Source organism: Rhizobium azibense (assembly GCF_004342325.1).
Classification (GTDB): domain Bacteria; phylum Pseudomonadota; class Alphaproteobacteria; order Rhizobiales; family Rhizobiaceae; genus Rhizobium; species Rhizobium etli_B.
Map to the genome: position 1 here is coordinate 1 of NZ_SMBJ01000024.1, position 14,541 is coordinate 14,541.

Below are 14,541 nucleotides of genomic sequence, written 5' to 3' on the forward strand. Positions count from 1 at the left end.
ATGAATGTTCATTCGCGGCGATCCTTCCGACTCGAGGTGTGATAGCTCCAGTCTCCTAAATCCGCTTTGAATGGACAACCTCCCGAAAGCTCACAATTAGAGCCTCGGCCGGGGTCTGGTATCCGAGCGATGAGTGCGGCCGGAAATGGTTGTACAACACGACGACAGAACACCCACGGGACCGAGGTTCGCGAGCTTTTGTATCCGTGGCATCCCTGGTCCGGGCAACCCGTTCACGTGCATGAGGCGGTGTCCAAAGGGAAGCATATTTCCGCTGCAGCCTTTCTGGTTCTTCTTCTGGTCGACTTCTTGAGGTCCCATCGTGGATGTTCGACCGATCAATGAGTGGTTGTTGGCGCAGCCTGGCGGTTCCGCACGTCGATCTCGCAAGCCTGCATTCTTTGGCAAGATTGCTGAAGGACGCTGATGCCTCATCGCAATCTTCGGTAATGGGCGCAGCACTTTGGTCGACTCAGCCTATTCAACGCCATGGTGAGGCAGCTAAATGCTGACTTCCAAGAGAACCTTGAGCCTGCCCATCGATGCAAAATAGCTAATAGCGCGGCAATCAGGATGAGACGCTTGCGACAATCTGGATGAGATTCTTAGGTCGCGGTCGGGATCAAATTATCATGCTGATTGCCGCTGACAAGTTCTTCGTCGTTTTCTGATTGCCGCTCCGCGACAGACAGCGTTGATGTCCTGATTGTCGCAAACGAGGCCGGTCGGCCGCGCTGGCGTTTTTCCTCAAGCGCAGTTCTGCGGCGATAGCTTTCGACGTTCATCTCGAAGATCGTGGCATGGTGCACGAGCCGGTCGACTGCTGCGAGTGTCATGGCAGGGTCGGGAAAGACCCGGTTCCACTCTCCGAACGGCTGGTTGGCGGTGATCAGGATCGACCGGTGCTCGTATCGTGCCGAGATCAGCTCGAATAGCACGCTTGTTTCCGCCTGGTCCTTGGTGACGTAGGCGAGGTCATCGAGGATGAGCAAGTCGTACCTGTTGAGTTTGTCGATGGCAGACTCAAGCTGCAGTTCCCTTCGGGCGACCTGAAGCTTCTGCACAAGATCGGTGGTCCGGGTGAACAGGACCCGCCATCCGTTCTCGATCAGCGCAAGGCCGATGGCAGCAGCAAGATGGCTCTTTCCTCCGCCGGGCGGACCGAACATGAGGATGTTAGCTCCCTTGGCAAGCCAGCTGTCGCCGGCGGTGATTGCCATGACCTGCGCCTTCGAGATCATGGGTACAGCGTCAAAGGCGAAGCTGTCTAAGGTCTTTCCGGGCGGCAGGTGCGCTTCGGCGAGATGCCGTTCAATCCTGCGATTGGCACGCTCTGCCAGCTCGTGCTCGGCAATAGCCGACAGGAAGCGAGCTGCCGGCCATCCTTCCCGGTCCGCCTCTTCGGCAAATCGTGGCCACAGCATTTTGATCGTCGGCAGCCGGAGCTCGTTGAGCATGATGCCGAGGCGTGCTTCATCGATAACGTGGGCGTTCTTCATGCCGCTTCTCCCGTCCCGATCAGGGCCTCATAACCGTTGAGCGATGCGAGTTGCACATGAACGGTCGGCAGCTTGGCTGGATCCGGACCGAAGAGCGCTCGCATGGTAGCCAGATTGGGTAAGTCACCAGCATCGAGTATCCTGGCCAATTCTTCGGCAAGTTCGCGTTCGCAACCACGGTCATGCGCGAGCGCCAGGAGTTCGACGGTGATCTTGCAAGCCTGCTTGTCGGGAAGATGCTCGATGAGGGCTTCGAAGGCCTTGCGATATTCCTGACGCGGGAAGAGCTTGTCGCGATAAACGAGGCCGCGGAGCGCCATCGGCTTTTTGCGCAGGGAATGGATGACGTGGTGGTAGTTGACGACCTGGTCGTGTCGGCCGTCGGGATGGCCGCGTCCTCGGCGCAACGTCATCAGATGCGTACCGCCGACAAAGACATCCAGCCGATCGTCGAACAGGCGAACTCTTAACCTGTGGCCGATCAGGCGGGATGGCACGGTGTAGAAGACCTTGCGCAAGGTGAAGCCGCCCGTCCGGGACACCGTAACGACAATCTCTTCGAAGTCCGTGGTCCGGCGCTCGGGCAGCGCCTGCAGATGGGATCGCTCAGCATCAATGCGCTTGCCATGGGCAGCGTTGCGACGGCTGACGATGTCATCGACAAAGGCGCGGTAAGAACTGAGGTCGTCGAATTCCTTGGCCCCCCGCATCAGCAGGGCGTCATGAACAGAGTTCTTGAGATGGCCATGGGAGCTTTCGATAGAGCCGTTCTCATGCGCGACGCCTTTGTTGTTGCGCGTCGGCGTCATTCGATAATGGGAGCAAAGCTGATCGTATCGGTGGGTGAGATCGACCTTGGCATCGGCGTCGAGGTTGCGGAATGCCGCCGACAGGCTGTCGCTTCGATGATAAAGCGGCGTACCTCCCACGGACCACAGGGCATTTTGAAGCCCTTCAGCCAGCGCGACAAAGCTTTCGCCGCCGAGAATGACATGGGCATGTTCGAAGCCCGACCAGACAAGCCGGAAGTGATAGAACAGGTGATCAAGCGGCTGGCCGGCGATGGTCACACCAAGACCGCTGGCGTCGGTAAAATCCGAAAGGCCCAACCGGCCTGGCTCGTGCGTTTGGCGGAAGATGACCCCCTGCGCTTCGCCATGGACAGCACGCCACGACCGAATGCGTCGTTCAAGCGTGCGGCGGATACCTTCAGAGAGTTCTGGATGTCGGCGCAGCATCTCGTTGTAGACAGCGACGGCACGGATACCGGGTGCGGCCTTCAGGAGCGGGACGACTTCGGTCTCGAATATCAGCTCTAAGGGATCAGGGCGGCGGCGTCCGCGCGGCGCTTTGCTCTGAGAAGGCAGTTGTACCTCCTTGTCGAGGCGGTATGCCGTGGCTCGGCTGATCGACGCTTTTGACGCGGCGACCTCTACGGAATGCGTTTGTCGGTACTTCATGAAGAGTCTCATCTGATGATCGGTTAAATGGCGACCCGGCACAAACTGGTTCTCCAATCCAGAAAACCGCAAATGTACCGGACCGACCGCGATCATGAGACGCCGAAAATCTGCGCCACGCCGGGGTATGACTACGATCGGGCTACGCCCTCACTCCGTCACACCCCGGCGCGAGTCTCATCCTGATTGACGCTGAATCTCATCGAGATCGCCGCTACGCATAAAAGAGCCAGCCTGCCCGTCTAACCAATGCGAGCAGAACTCTCGGGACATTGTCACCCAACTTGTAGAGGGCCATCTTCGGCGTCAAGGCGCAGACCTCAACCGCTTCCGAGCAGAGAACTACGTCGGGTGCTGGACATATTTGTGAAGAACCCAACACGGCACAATACTTTTATCATCACGGAATGGGCGCGGCAGTCGGCCAGCAGCCAGGCGCCTGTAAAATCCAAGTGTCGAGCCGACAGGGCCTTGAAGGCAGGCCTGAAACCAGGATGAGGGAACATATCGCCGGATTGGGCCGAGTTGAAGAACGTTGTGGGCAAGAATCTGTGCCCTCACCTCATCAGTCCAATTCCGCCGCCGCCGCCGACAGGTGATCTTTGAGCTCATTTGGGGATCGTTAGCGTTCAGCTTCGGTAGGCGGACGTGCATTTTTGCGATGGTGGAAGTTGTCGGCAGGTGGGCAACACGTGAAATATGGTTCTTCACTGAAATCGAGGGCATCAGACACGTCCCGCGCTCGCCGCGACAGAGCGTCCGACGAGACCTCGAACCATCTTCCGCGAACACTTCATAGCACTGCCTGCAACGTGCTTCGTGTAGACTGCAATCTTCAGTACATCGTTAAGCGAGGTCGTGTCTGAACAACACCGTAGGCATGCCGGATCCTCCGTATTCGAGATGGAATAGAGCGCCTCAGGAATGGTCCCATTTCATCCCGAGGAGGAGAAGTGAAATTGCCATAGTGGCGTGGCGGCGTTTGTTCGCGAGGCTCATGCTACGTGAGTGTCGAGAAGATTGCGACGGATTTAAGTTTCGATCGCCGTGGTTTACCGGAATGCACCTTCCGCTATTTCGCCGCCGAGACGTTGGTCGAGTTCCTCGTGCTGGCCGTTGCGGCAACTTGGCGATTCACGCCGCCACCGCGCGCCTATCGCTGCGGCAGCACAGCCGGCTTCGACGCATCTTCATTCAGACAAGGCGATGGCAAAAATCATCGTCACGCCCGCGCGCGCTGGCCCTGTCGAGATTGCGGCCTTCCTGATGAAAGGCGACGTCGATCCGCTGGACGCCAAGAAGTGACCTTCGTCTTGTCGACCCCCCCTGCGGGAATAGAGCCAATCAAGCGTGCGGCGCGCCAGTGGGAGGACGGCACTTGGCGCGAGAACGTGCCGTTGCGGCAAGTGGAACATCCGTGTCGATTCTCGCGTCAGCGATTTTGAGCTTGCTCGGGCTTCCGGCGAGATTGAAATTGGGAATTTGAATGCCTTCACTGCAAACACACCGGATCTTCATTTTACGTGGCGCAACTTTCCTCAAACGAACCCGCACCCGTGCGGTATTTGGCCACATCCTCGCCGAGGCCGGAGCCGGAATAACCGGGTCCGAGCTTCACTCTCATCACATCAAGGGTGCCTGCCACGAGCAAACGCCTTATAATTGGCGCGAAGCCAAACCGCGTCGGTGACAGGGCACTCACAGTAATGGGCAGGGTGCGGCTGTGGGCCGGCAATTGCTTATTTTGACGCGTCGCTTTTGTTGGCATGCGCCTGAATTTGCGTGCATCGCTCGATCAGGTGCTCGAACGGCTCGGAATCGCCGAGCAGCAGGCCGTCGTCGACCATGCGCGCGTAATCCTCGCCGAGCGCACGCAGACCTTCTCCGGATGGCGTCAGAACCAGATTGCCGTTGACGGCTGCGGCGTAGTCGATGGGCGAGCGGTCGGCCGCCTTTTCCGCAAAAAACATGGATTTGTGTTTCGCCACGGCATTGGCGAGTTGCCGATCCGCGGATGCTTTGTCGGCGAAACCAGCATCGTCCAGCCGGACGACATCATGCCAGTGGCGGGCAAAACGATCGCCGCGAAGGCGCTCCTGCAGGCAGAAGACATGGATGGCGGTCGCTTTCTCCCACAACGTCCGCTCCGCGTGCATGACGCGGGGACTCGCTTTCGGAAATTCGACACCATCAACCTGGCCCGACGCGTCACAGTCGACGGATACTGGCCGGCTCGCCGGTCGACCGCGCTCCGAATTCGAGCATGACGCTCGGGGCGACATAGCCGGATCCGCTGCTCACCGCTTCATAGTCGAGGTAGAGCGTATCGTCCTCGAGGCGGATTGCCGCCGGAAGAGATTGAACGCGCAACGCGCCATAACCGGCTCCACCGAGCCCGCCACCCAGACCGGAAGCCGCTTTCGCACCTCGCTGGTCCAGTGTTTCTCCTCGCTGCGGGTTTTCGGCAGTGCTTCGTCATTGTCGCCAACCAAGTCCGGCGCCAGGGCGCGGATATCGTAGGTCAGGTCGACATCCTCGGAGAACCTTTTGATGACACCGTAGGCTTTCGAAAGCGAGGTGCCGCCCTTGAAGACGAGATGCTCACCGAGCTTGGACGAAAAGAGCGTCTGCAGCGTCCAGACGACCCAGACATCCTTTTCGAGGAGATGAATGGGCCGTCCGGTGCGGTCGGCCGCCACCGCCAAGGCTTCGCGTCGGTTATCCTTTGACAAGGTCAGAAACAGATCAGCGATGCGCAGCCTTTCCTACGCTTCTTGCAAGCCAGGTCGGAAACTGCGGAGCCGCCGCCACCAGCTCGCCGAACGCGTTTGGCGGCAGCTTTCGCTTGATCCGCGACAGTGCTTCATCGGCCCTTTCCGGCCCAAGCCATGCAAGTGCGCGGACCGCCACGCCAGCAGGTCGATCGGCCAAGGCCAATTGCCAGCGCGGCACGTGCTTGAGCTCGACCGTCTGCTGTCCAAGGGTCATCGTCCGGCTACGGCCGGATGTCAGGTAGACGGAGCGGACCGGGACCTGGGAGGTCAGGCCCAGGGCATTTGCCGCGGCGGCGCCATCGAGACGATGACCTCACCGCGCTGCTGCGCCACCGCCTCTACGGCCTGTTCGACCGTCGGCGGCCGACTGCCAAAGCGACTTTTGACGGGCCGCATATAGATACCACGGCCCGCCCGGACGAGCTCGCCACGCTCGGCCAGGCGCGACAGAGCCTGATCCAGGGCGGCTCGATTTCCGAGATGCAAAAAACTCTTTGCCGAAAGCGCGGTCCTTCCGGCAGTCGTTCAGCATGTCCCATGATTTGCTATGTCAGCTTTTGCATGGCATTTCTCTTGTCAGAATTATATGCAAGTTTCTGACAGTTTGCAATGAGAGGGGAAGACGGCGAGCCCGGACGGTGCTGACCAATTTTTATCGGTCAGTGACCCGCTGTCTCTTCACAATCACGATTCATCTATCAGGCCGTCAAACACTTCCACCATCGCATCGCTGATGGCCTTGCCTAGCGCGGCTGCAGCGTTTGCAAGCGCCTCGTCGTCCATATCGCGAGCGGCCATCGCAAAAGCAGTTCCCTCGGACGTTACGATTTCCCGCGCCCGCTCAATTGCCCAAAGGCCGAAGTCGCTGCGGCTGCTGATTTCCACGGTTTCCATGTTGTCCCCTGATTTGTTCGAGAGGACGGCTTATACCGATTTGCCGGACAATGCAGTCTGAAAACCGAGCCCGAGGACCGACTTTGATCTGTCTCGTGAGCGCATTCCCTACGGTAGCGTGCTCTATTGCGCCGCACCTTGGCGACTGCGGTGTCACCAGCATTTGTACTGCGGTATAATTTGGAAGCGCTATGTGGGGGTCAATGGTTCAATTTTGCCGCTCCGATAGCACCCATTTGTCATATCACTGAAAAACTTCTGACCTAACGAGGCTTTCCGGGCCTCCGTTCAGGGTGCGGCCGTCGATCAGGAGTGACGAAATCATGTTGGAACGTGTTGGCAGCGGATCGAAAGAGGTCGAAACCCTGGTCGTGGACCTCGACCAGAAAGACGTGACTGGCCGTTCTGCATCGACAAAAACCATCGACGCCGGCGAAATACGCAAGATCGCGCCGAGCGGCAACGGGCAGGCACTCGACATCTCCGCTGCGCGGGGCTTCGTCGGGTTTACCCAGAGCAAAAGCGGCGCCACCGCGATCCTGGTCGATGCAAAGGTGAGCACGCCCGAAACCGACCCGGGCAACGATCTCAAGATCGACCTGGACGGTTTGAAAAAGGTTGCCGCTTCCGAATTCGGCAGCACCGTTCCCAACAACATCACCCACCTGTTCAACCCGACCATCCAGGCGATGGCCAAGCAGTTTTACGGGGGAGACAGCCCCGCGGTGCGCGATCAGTTCAAGGCCGACGTCAAGGCGCTTCTCGGTCCGCTGCTCGACAAGGTAGGCGCCGGAGAGGTCAGTCAGGCTGATCTTGGCGGCCTTCTGGAGCGCCTGACCTCGCGTCTGAGCGCTCCCGGCGGCAAGGAAGTCTGGGGTTACCGCCACGCGGTACAGACCGCGCTCGAAGGGCTCGTCATGGGCGCCAGCCTGGTCTCGAAGCTCCCGGCCAATGCCGAGTGGGACAAGAGCGTCTCGCCGCTACCCTCCAGCAATCTCGCCAGCTATTCGTTCAACGACGTCATGGCGGCAATCATGATCGGCGCCGGGCTGGCCGGCAAGGGCATTGCGGCCAACGGCTCAGATCGCGGGCGCTTCTTCGCCGGCAGCGGCGGTGACGCCTGGATCGCCGAGCGTATGTTCGCCACCACGGACAATGGCTGGAGCAAGACCGTCCAAAATCTCGATCTGCCCTATATCGACAGCGACTATCTGACATCGAGCCTCAAGAAGATGGACCTTGTCATGTCGGGCTCGGATGCCATCGAGCCGGTCGTGGAGCGCCCGATCGACGAGAACGACATCCTGGAAAGCAAGGTGCTGCGCGGCTACGCTCCGTCGACCGCCTATGAGCCGACGCTGAAGAAGCTCGACGAACTCAAATACGGCATTCTCGGCGACGCCGTGAAGGACGTGAACCGGAATTTCGTCGCGCCCGACAACATGGACCACCTCGACCAGCTGACGCCGGAACAGAAGGCGACGGTGCTCTACGATCTCATCGAGATCAAACAGCAGTTCAATGGCTATATGAACCAGTATGGCGACAGCGTGCCCGATGGCGAGCGCGTCGGCAAGGACCTCGATGCGCGGATCGAAAAGCTGACGGCCGATCCGGCGACGCAGCAGCATCTCTCGGATATCTTCGCGAGCGGCATGAAGGAATATCTGCAAAGCCCGGAGAATTCCGATCTGCTCACCAACATCGAAGACGCCTATCTGATCGATATCGGCGGCGGCAAGGCGATCGACCGGGCGCTGAGCGCCGGCAAGAGCTTCGAAGATGCCCTGAAGGATTATTATTCCGAACTCAACACGCTCGTCGATCTCCTGCCCCAGGATTATATCGACGCGCATCTCGACGCCGCGAACGTCACCTTCTCGAACATCGTCAAGGAACATTATATCGGCGACGGCCAGGGTGTCGATCTCGAGCCGCTGCTGTCGGGTCCGGATGACACATTTGTGCCCGGCGCAACGAATGACGCCATCAGCCAGTTGGCAAACACCTTCGCCGAGGATTTCATCAGCAAAAACGGCCCGGCAGATGGCGGCGAGACGCTGAAGCAGAACCTGGCGCAGGATATAGCGCGCGACGTCGACGGCGTTCTGCGCATGGTGCGCGGCGGTATGAAGCTCGACGACGCGCTTGCCTCCTTCAAGGATTCGCTCGACCTGCCGCGCCAGACCCGTACACCTGCCGGCATCGATGCCGAAGTGTACAAGGCCGGTCTGATGCACGCCGTGCAGATGCTGACGATGTCGAGCGTGCTGGTGGCGCACGGCCTCGGTGTCGGCGGCAAGTGGACGCCGGCCGATATCGCCGCTGCGGTCGGCTCGGCGACACAGATCGTCGGCATGACGATGGAGGGGCTCGGCAAGAACCTCGACGTTGCCGGCAAACCGTTCAGCGCCTTCGGCAATCAGCCTGGCAGCTGGGGCAAGGGGATCTCGATGAACTTCTCGCCGAAGACGATGGAAGCGGCAGGCAAGATCCTCGGCGCGGCCGGCGGCCTCGCCATGGCCGGCCTCGGCTTCTATTCGGCGTCGCGGTCGATGAAGGCCGGCGACCGCGCCAAGGGCGCGCTCGAAATAATCGGCGGCATTGCCGGTACCGGCAACGCGCTGATCGGTTTCTCCGAGGCGATGCTTTATCTGACCAATGCCATGTCCCGTGCCTTTTCCGGACTCGGAACGGTGGCGCCGGAAGTCGTGACCATCTTCAGCAGCGCCGCCAAAACCGGCCTTGCCGCGGCCGGACTGGTCACCGGCCTCGTTGCCTCGGCCGTCGGGCTGGCGCTTGGTCTGTGGGATATGGCCAATGGCGTGAAGAAGCTCGACAAAATGGAAAAGCAGCTGAACGAGAAGCTTGAACGCTACACCGGCGAGTCCGTGCATCTCGAATTTGGGCCAGACCCGTCATTCATCTGGTAGAGGCAGAGGGGCGGCAACGATGACCGCCACAGCCTGGGAAATACCCTGCGACCCCTCGGTAAAAATGTGATTTTTGATCTCCAGGCGCGAGGCCGCTGCATTTTATGCAACCGCGATGTCCGATCGGGCTTGAATTATCACGCAAAGGTCGATCTTATGCCTAACGTAAGGTAAACGACGTCATCCGCGAAAAGCGGAAAAAGAAAATCAAAGGGAACGCATGTCATCGATCGCACCAGCATCTTCGGATATCGATACGGTTTCATTTCTCCGGCTAAACGCCAATTCCGATCCAAAGTCCGAAAATTCCACGAGCCAGGGCAAAACCACGAGCACCACGGTCAAGAAGGCATCGCCTTTTGCCTCTGACGGGACCACGACGGCAGCCCTGACGATTTTCTCCTCTATATCGGCGCAGACGAGCAGTCCGAAGTTCGTTTCGCTGGCCGCCACGTCGAATGGCACGTCCCGCCCTACCGCGCCGATCCAGCCGGTCATCGATCTCCTGTTCAATTCCGATTTCATGAGCGAGATCAATCAGGGCTTCATGGAAGGGCTGAAGGACAAGGACAAATCCTTCGAGAGCATCGACGTCGTCAAAAACCCTCACAATTACACTGCCGAGCAGAAACTGATCATGTATCTCGATCTGCTTCAGACCAAGGCGACCTTCGGCCAATACAAGGACAGCCTCGGCGACAACCAGCGCGGCATCTACAACGACCAGGAGATCCTGAAGGATCTCGACAAGTCGATCGCCATCCTGGGCTCGGACCCCGACGTCAACTCGCTGATGACGGAGAAGGCGCTGAAGGCCTTCAAGCTGATCTTCTCCGGTTATCGCGTGGCGCCGGCCGATACGAACAAGGACGCTTCCGAGATCATCAACGACACGATAACGCGTGACGAGAAGATGAAGGACCTGCGTACGAAGGTCGAGGATGCCTTTGAGCGCGACATCGTCAATGGCGGCCTGCTGAATGACGGTCTCAAATCCGGCAAGGACGTCACCACCATTCTCAAGGAATATAATGCCGCCCTCGGCTTCTATTCCATGGTGCTTCCCGACGATTTCGTAAAGCAGCGCTCGGCGATTGCCGACAAGACCTATGCCGAATTCTTCGACAAGAACGTGCTGCCGACGATCTCCGATCCGACGACGGCGCTCGATGGCCTGATCCGCATGGGACTGGCCGGCAACAAGACCGAGCGGGAACTGAAGGGGCTCGGCTCCATCCTGCCGGTTGTGGATTTCGACCAGTCGCTCGGGCTCGGCGGGAGCCTGTTCCCCGATCTCAAGATCGACCTCGACGGTTTGAAAAAGGTTGCCGCTTCCGAATTCGGCAGCACCGTTCCCAACAATATCACCCACCTGTTCAACCCGACCATCCAGGCGATGGCCAACCAGTTTTACGGGTCAGACAGCCCCGAGGTGCGCGATCAGTTCAAGGCCGACGTCAAGGCGCTTCTCGGTCCGCTGCTCGACAAGGTAGGCGCCGGAGAAATCGGCATCGGCGATCTCGCCGGCAATCTGGAGCGCCTGACGTCGCGCCTGAGCGCACCCGGCGGCAAGGAGGTCTTGGGCTACCGCCATGCGGTGCAGACCGCGCTGGAAGGGCTCGTCATGGGCGCCAGCCTGGTCTCGAAGTTGCCGGCCAATGCCGAGTGGGACAAGAGCGTCTCGCCGCTGCCCTCCAGCAATCTCGCCAGCTATTCGTTCAACGACGTCATGGCGGCAATCATGATCGGCACCGGGCTGGCCGGCAAGGGCATTGCCGCCAACGGCTCAGACGGCGGGCGCTTCTTCGCCGGCAGCGGGGGCGACGCCTGGATCGCCGAGCGCATGTTCGCCACCAAGGACAATGGCTGGAGCAAGACCATCCAAAGTCTCGATCTGCCCTATATCGACAGCGAATATCTGACATCGAGCCTCAAGGACATGGGACTTTCCATGTCAGGCCTGATGAAGACGCTGATGCCCGGCACGGATGTGATCGATCCAATCATCGTCGACGGCAAGACCGCCGAAGAGGCGATCAAGAGGATCATCGCCCCGAGCCTCGACGCGCTGGCGGAAACCCTGTTCAAGGGCAATGCCGATGCCATGGCGCAATACAAGACCAATTTCACGACGATCTTCACCGCGCTTTGGGCGACGATGCGACCGGGCGGCAGCGTCGAAACGATCAAGGCCGACCTTGCCAAGCTGATCGACAAGACCGCGACGGCGGCGCCGGCAGGGGTCGATCCTGTCAAATACAAGGCGGCGCTCTCTTCCGGCGTGATGTCGGTGCTTACCGCATCCCGCTCCATCTATGCCGGCCTCAACATGACGAGCCCGACCTGGGACAGCATCGGCATCGTGGTTCTGCACGCCCTTGGCGCTCTCGCGCACATGGGCAGTGCGCTCGGCTCGGCGATCAAAGCCTCGAATTTTTCGCTGCTGGATGGGATCAGTTCACTCGTCGGCGTTTCCGACGAGCTGGCGCGGGCGCAGCGCAGCGTGCTCTCCGCCTTTTTCAAGAATACCGGGACGACGGTTGGCGCCGTTGCCGGCGTCGCTTGGCTGCCGGTGGAATATTACCAGTTCCTGCAGGGGCTCACCAGTGGCAAGGGCGATCCGGTCGATCTCATCTTCATGGGTATCGGAACCGCGGCGGACACGGTCGGCGCGATCGAGGGCATCGCAGGCGTTGCCAATATGCTGGTGAATTCCACCTTCCTCGGGCGCACGGGCGCAACGGTAGCGCTCGTCTCCGGCGGCTTCTCGCTCGCCTTCGCGATCGCCGGCGCGGTGTCCTGGGCGGCCTGGGCGGGCTTTGCCATCTACCAGAGCATCAAGCAGGAAAAAGCCTTCCACAAGCAGACCGACATGATGAACGACATGCTTAAGCGCACTGTCAACGACACGGTCGGCATCTACGCCAAAACAGGTCAGCGCGTCGGCGCCAAGGGCGGCGTCGCCCCCGCGCCCCGCGACCCGGAACAGCGCGAGCTGACCCCTGAGAACTGGGACGCGATCATCGCCGATATCGAGAAGCGCCGCGGTACGGCGGTGGGCTGATCCGGGACGCTTTCGCAACACCAAATATCTGGGTACTCACAGGCCCGGTTGGCGTAGAGGCGGTCGGGCCTGTGAATATTTGATAGCAATAAATTTAAGTATGAATTTCATGCGCAATCTGGATATCTGCTGCGCTTTATGGATAAAAACGTTCAATTTTAATATAAAGGTCGAGAAAGTTGTCAAAGCGATTGTAATTTCCGAAAATTAACCATCGGTTAAGTTTAAACAATTGACCGGCCGTTTTTTTATCCATATCAAATCATGCATTCATTTTGATAACTCCTTGATGGAAGTGCTCATATGGCCGTAGATGCAGTGAATTCCGACCTGAACCTGGCGCCTGCAAACCCTGTCTCGGTGGAGCTGACGACTGATAAGACAGATTCCAAGGACACCACCGGCAGCACGACGAAAAAGGTCGATCCGAACAGCGAGAGCGAGATACTCTCCGCTGCCGTGGACGCGTTTCTGCCAGGCATGATTTCCAACACCCTGATGCTGAACAATTCGCTTTTCAATTTCGCCAAGGAGGCGATCGACGAAGGCAGCGACGAGTAGCGTTCCCGTTCATCGTTTGCAGTTGACGTGTACCGAGTTGAGGAATTGCAATGAGCGGAGAAGAACTTACCGGCCGCGCCTTTACGCCGCCCGTTGATGGCGTATCGACAGGCAATGTGCTGAAGACCTCGGAGATCGTGGCGGAGCGGATCGGGCTGCAGCCGGCGGATTTCGCCGGCCTTCGGCCAACCGAACTCACCTCCATTCCCAACATCCAGGGCCGCAAGATCGCGCCTGAGTCCGACGCCGTCCCGCCCTCCTATTCACCGGAAGGCAATACCAGGCCCTCCAGCATTCTCGACCGGCTGTCGGCATTCTTCATGCCGGTGGCCGGGAACGGCCAGCCGGAGACGCCGCTGGTGCGATTTGCCGCGGACAAGGATCACAGCGGCCCGAAGATCGAAGACATCACGACATCGATCGACCGGCTGGAGAAATCACAGCAATTCGCGACCGGCACGACGCTGCTGTCGTCACTCACCCAGTCGGTGATGTCGTCGTCCAAACGGCTGACGCAGGGCCAGTGAATATCATGATCACATCGGCCCTTGCGAGATCACCGATCACTTCGCCCGCGCGCAAAGTCCTTCCGAAGGCCGCCATGCTCGCTTTCTGCCTGTTCCTCGCCGCCTGCAGCCAGGACGTGCTGACGGGACTCGATCAGCGCGATGCGCTGGATGCTCAGGTCCTGCTCGAACGCGCCGGCATCTCCGTCACCATGAGGAGCGAAAAGGGCGGGACCTATGCGATCGCCGCTGAATCAGCCGATCATGCCCGGGCGATCGAGTTGCTGGCGGGCGCCGGTCTGCCGCGTCAGTCGTTCGGAAATGTCGCCGAACTCTTTCCCGGCAACGGCTTCCTTGTGACGCCTTACGAACAAAAAGCCCGGATGAGCTACGCCATCGAGCAGCAGCTTGCCGAAACGCTTTCGGGGCTTGACGGCGTGGCGACGGCGCGCGTCCATGTGGTGCTGCCGGAGGAAAACGGCCGCGGGCTCATCAAGGAAAAGGCGAAGGCGGCGGCCGTGTTGCAATATCGCCCCGGCGCCAATCTCAACGAGATCGACATGAAAAGCCGGTCCGTTCTGGTCAACAGCATCCGTGATCTCTCTTACGAAGATGTCTCGGTGGTGGTCAGCCCCTGGTCGGAGGTCGGCGCGCCGGCGGCCCCGCCGGCAACGGCAGCATCGGCCCCGGCGGCAACCGTGACGCCGGCACCCGCCGCAGCGCCATTCTCGATGGTGCAAAGCGCTCTCTCGGCTTTCAAGGCCCCCAATCTGGCCGTGATCGGCGCAATTATCCTCGCCATCGGGGCATGCCTGCTGCTGCTGTTGCCGCAGCGGAAGGAGCGCTGAGC

Annotated in this window: 10 protein-coding genes and 2 pseudogenes; 5 read left to right on the forward strand and 7 right to left on the reverse strand. The window is 59.7% G+C overall.

The window, feature by feature from the left end; translation table 11 throughout:
- Nucleotides 1–605: 605 nt before the first annotated feature.
- The 6 genes and pseudogenes from istB to EV130_RS31370 form a co-directional block, all read right to left on the reverse strand.
- Nucleotides 606–1,499, reverse strand: a complete 894-nt coding sequence (gene istB / locus EV130_RS31340) for an IS21-like element ISRel5 family helper ATPase IstB (protein ID WP_004672573.1) — start codon at nucleotides 1,497–1,499, stop codon at nucleotides 606–608.
- Nucleotides 1,496–3,001, reverse strand: coding sequence for an IS21-like element ISRel5 family transposase (gene istA / locus EV130_RS31345; protein ID WP_026188833.1), 1,506 nt, complete (start codon nucleotides 2,999–3,001; stop codon nucleotides 1,496–1,498). The genes istB and istA overlap by 4 nt, the downstream gene beginning before the upstream one ends.
- 1,477 nt (nucleotides 3,002–4,478) lie before the next feature.
- The gene (locus tag EV130_RS33920) at nucleotides 4,479–4,604 is read right to left on the reverse strand and encodes a hypothetical protein (protein WP_257784634.1); all 126 of its coding nucleotides are present in this window, start codon (nucleotides 4,602–4,604) and stop codon (nucleotides 4,479–4,481) included.
- A 94-nt stretch (nucleotides 4,605–4,698) separates the two neighbouring features.
- Nucleotides 4,699–5,712, reverse strand: a pseudogene (locus EV130_RS32810) (nucleotidyl transferase AbiEii/AbiGii toxin family protein).
- A pseudogene (locus EV130_RS31365) lies at nucleotides 5,705–6,272 on the reverse strand (DUF6088 family protein). The pseudogenes EV130_RS32810 and EV130_RS31365 overlap by 8 nt, the downstream one beginning before the upstream one ends.
- Before the next feature lie 145 nt (nucleotides 6,273–6,417).
- Nucleotides 6,418–6,627 carry a hypothetical protein gene (locus EV130_RS31370; RefSeq protein ID WP_004672578.1) on the reverse strand — a complete coding sequence of 70 codons (210 nt, stop codon included), beginning with the start codon at nucleotides 6,625–6,627 and terminating at the stop codon, nucleotides 6,418–6,420.
- 323 nt (nucleotides 6,628–6,950) lie between these two features.
- Here EV130_RS31370 and EV130_RS31375 point away from each other — a divergent pair, with 323 nt between their 5' ends.
- The gene (locus EV130_RS31375) at nucleotides 6,951–9,560 is read left to right on the forward strand and encodes a hypothetical protein (protein WP_004672579.1); all 2,610 of its coding nucleotides are present in this window, start codon (nucleotides 6,951–6,953) and stop codon (nucleotides 9,558–9,560) included.
- A gap of 207 nt (nucleotides 9,561–9,767) precedes the next feature.
- Here the strand turns inward: EV130_RS31375 and EV130_RS33750 are convergent, their stop codons facing one another.
- Entirely contained in the window at nucleotides 9,768–10,058 is a 291-nt protein-coding gene (locus EV130_RS33750; protein WP_004672580.1) for a hypothetical protein, read from the reverse strand.
- A 25-nt stretch (nucleotides 10,059–10,083) separates the two neighbouring features.
- Between EV130_RS33750 and EV130_RS31380 the strand changes: the two genes are divergently transcribed.
- The 4 genes from EV130_RS31380 (at nucleotide 10,084) to sctJ (ending at nucleotide 14,539) form a co-directional block, all read left to right on the forward strand.
- Nucleotides 10,084–12,624 carry a hypothetical protein gene (locus EV130_RS31380; RefSeq protein WP_004672581.1) on the forward strand — a complete coding sequence of 847 codons (2,541 nt, stop codon included), beginning with the start codon at nucleotides 10,084–10,086 and terminating at the stop codon, nucleotides 12,622–12,624.
- A 303-nt stretch (nucleotides 12,625–12,927) separates the two neighbouring features.
- Nucleotides 12,928–13,185 (forward strand): hypothetical protein, encoded by a 258-nt coding sequence (locus EV130_RS31385; RefSeq protein WP_004672582.1) that lies wholly within the window; start codon nucleotides 12,928–12,930, stop codon nucleotides 13,183–13,185.
- A 50-nt stretch (nucleotides 13,186–13,235) separates the two neighbouring features.
- Nucleotides 13,236–13,712, forward strand: a complete 477-nt coding sequence (locus EV130_RS31390) for a hypothetical protein (protein ID WP_004672583.1) — start codon at nucleotides 13,236–13,238, stop codon at nucleotides 13,710–13,712.
- A complete protein-coding gene (sctJ, locus tag EV130_RS31395) occupies nucleotides 13,709–14,539 on the forward strand; it encodes a type III secretion system inner membrane ring lipoprotein SctJ (RefSeq protein ID WP_018247139.1) in 831 nt (276 codons plus the stop codon). Before EV130_RS31390 ends, sctJ begins: the two co-directional genes overlap by 4 nt.
- Nucleotides 14,540–14,541 lie beyond the last annotated feature (2 nt).

Excerpts from the sequence above, each read along its gene's own strand:
- EV130_RS33750 (WP_004672580.1), bottom strand. The coding sequence starts at position 10,058 with ATGACCGGCTGGATCGGCGCGGTAGGGCGGGACGTGCCATTCGACGTG.
- istB (WP_004672573.1), bottom strand. The coding sequence starts at position 1,499 with ATGAAGAACGCCCACGTTATCGATGAAGCACGCCTCGGCATCATGCTC.
- EV130_RS31385 (WP_004672582.1), top strand. The coding sequence starts at position 12,928 with ATGGCCGTAGATGCAGTGAATTCCGACCTGAACCTGGCGCCTGCAAAC.
- EV130_RS31390 (WP_004672583.1), top strand. The coding sequence starts at position 13,236 with ATGAGCGGAGAAGAACTTACCGGCCGCGCCTTTACGCCGCCCGTTGAT.
- EV130_RS31375 (WP_004672579.1), top strand. The coding sequence starts at position 6,951 with ATGTTGGAACGTGTTGGCAGCGGATCGAAAGAGGTCGAAACCCTGGTC.
- EV130_RS31380 (WP_004672581.1), top strand. The coding sequence starts at position 10,084 with ATGAGCGAGATCAATCAGGGCTTCATGGAAGGGCTGAAGGACAAGGAC.
- EV130_RS31370 (WP_004672578.1), bottom strand. The coding sequence starts at position 6,627 with ATGGAAACCGTGGAAATCAGCAGCCGCAGCGACTTCGGCCTTTGGGCA.